Annotated in this window: 1 protein-coding gene; it reads right to left on the minus strand. The window is 52.8% G+C overall.

Annotated elements, in window-relative coordinates; all coding sequences use genetic code 11:
* Positions 1-58 precede the first annotated feature (58 nt).
* Positions 59-2098 (minus strand): BatD family protein, encoded by a 2040-nt coding sequence (locus tag MVD07_RS05125; protein WP_297499363.1) that lies wholly within the window; start codon positions 2096-2098, stop codon positions 59-61.
* Positions 2099-2230 lie beyond the last annotated feature (132 nt).

The raw sequence follows: 2230 nt of genomic DNA on the forward strand, positions 1-2230 counted from the left end.
TGAACCTGAACATTACCCACACCGTAAAGAGAAGAGGGAAGGAATTTAAAAAGCTGCCTCAGAGCTCGGTCTCCTCTTCCTCTTTCTTAGGCAGCCCTCCCGGTCTTCTCTGCTTCTTCCTGAGCACTTTCTCCCTGAGTCTCTCAAGCTGGCTGTAGTAGTTGTAGGTCAGCCCACCGAGGACTATTGTGGCCAAGATGAAGACGACCGCCGTTGGCTTCCAGGGGTTGCCCTTCGGCGGGAGGTAGCGGGATGCTATCTCCTCCACTTCTTGGGCGAGGGGCGCTGGATTGTTCATTCCTGAGAGGGTCTTATTGAGGTAGGCCGGTAGCTCGCTCGGCTTGGGCCAGACCTTTACATCCTTCATAACGACCTCCGGAGGGATGCTGTTGATACTCACGAGGTTCCCAGTTGAGAGTCTGTGTTCATTCCCGAGCGGGTCCTGATAGATGAGCGTTGCCTTTACGTTGAGGAGGGCCTCCTTTGTGACCTTCAGCTCAACGGTAATGCTCTTACTTTCGCCGGCCTTCATGTCGCCAACCTTCAGGAGGCTCGGTCCGGTAAGGCCCTTGGGGAGTTCGAGGTAGAGGGTGGCGTTTTTAACGAACTCGTAGTTCGGGTCTCCCTTTGATGCAGTAACGGTTAGTTTCAGCTTAACCGTGCTGTTGACCTCCGCGTTTACGTAGTCGCTCCAGGTTCCGTTGTAGGCGCTCCCACTAACGCTCATCTCCGGAGTGCTGTAAACGACTATCGCGCCCAGGGGAGCGGAGTAAACAGTTTTCATCTTGCCTGTCTCAAGGCTCTGGTCGTCATAGTAGGTAACGATGACCTTCCCCACGTTGAACCTCCCGACCTTCGTCGGTCTGAGGACGTACACGAGCACTGGAAGCTTTGTAAATGCTGGAAGGTTGTTTATCTGCCAGCTCTTAGTCATGCTTATGAGCTCGAAGCCACTTGGTATTGGTGCTGCCACGTTCAGCTGGTAGGCGTTCCCCCTTCCGATGTTTTCAACGCCGATGGATAGAACTATATCCTGCCCGAGGAGAACCTGCTTGGGAACGGCGGTTATGTTTGCGACAACCTTGGCCGGCCTGAGGATCGGCGTAACTTCAGACTCGATTGGGCCGTAGATTCTAATTATTGCCCTCTTGTAGTTCGGGTCGGTCTTCTGGACTGCGAGCATAAAAGGTGTTCCGTCAGCGGTCTTTGGGATGTCCCCAACGCTGAGGGTGTAGGTTCCCACCGACTCATTGCCCTTGTAGACCTCCACCTTAACGACGTCCGGGATGACTGAGAGCAGTTCGAAGTAGTAGGTGGTCTTATTGTAGGTCACGGGGAGCTTTTCACCGGTGTAGAGTATGTCGTTGTATATTAGAGTAGTGCTCACCGCGGGGGCGGGGGTTTTCTGGGCTTCCTTCCACCTGACAACCCTAAAGTTCACGGAGGCCACCCTGGGCAGGTAAATGTTGACCTTGGCACTGTTGGAGGTGCAGTTGACGACCTCTATGGCAAGGTAGTTTGAGTAGACGTGCTTTGAATCGAGCCTGTAGGAGATGACCCTCGTGGCGCCCTTGTTGATGGAAAGGGTGTACTGCTCCTGGTAGGGGGTTGTGACCTTGAAGACTGCCTGGGATGAGGAGGAAGCCTCAAGCTCTATCAGTATGGGCGGAAAACCGGCGGGAAGCTGGAGCTGGGAGCCGACGAGCATAGTCTTATTGGAGTACACCGGTGCGAGCGGTGACTGTATGGAGAGCAGAACCGACTGGGTGTCCTTGTAAATCCAGAGGACTTTAACGGCTATCATCATCTTTTCGGGCGAGCTTGAGGGGTAGTACATCGTATCCCCTACCTTCAGAGGGTTTGAATAGGAGCCACTTGGGCCCTTGATGGTTATCACCACCGAGTCCCACTGTATACTGGCGTCGGTGAAGGTTATGTTATAGGGGCCGAGTATTGCGCTGTCCTTAAGCCCCAGTGTAACCGAAATGCTCGCGTACTCGATTGTGGTTGCGCTGGCATCCCGGATTGCCACTGATTGGAGCACAAGAAAAGCCATGAGTATCAGGGCGGTTTGCTTTTTCATAACCATTACCTCCATACCAATTGAGCAACTGGTCTAAAAGAAAAGATGGATGGAAGGTATAAAGGCATTACGGTGTTAGTCTTTTTCTGTCCCTTGGGAAAAGAATAACTTCACGGATGTTTGGCAAGTTGAGCATCTGTTTTATCA

The organism is Thermococcus sp. (assembly GCF_027008145.1).
Taxonomy (GTDB): Archaea; Methanobacteriota_B; Thermococci; order Thermococcales; family Thermococcaceae; genus Thermococcus.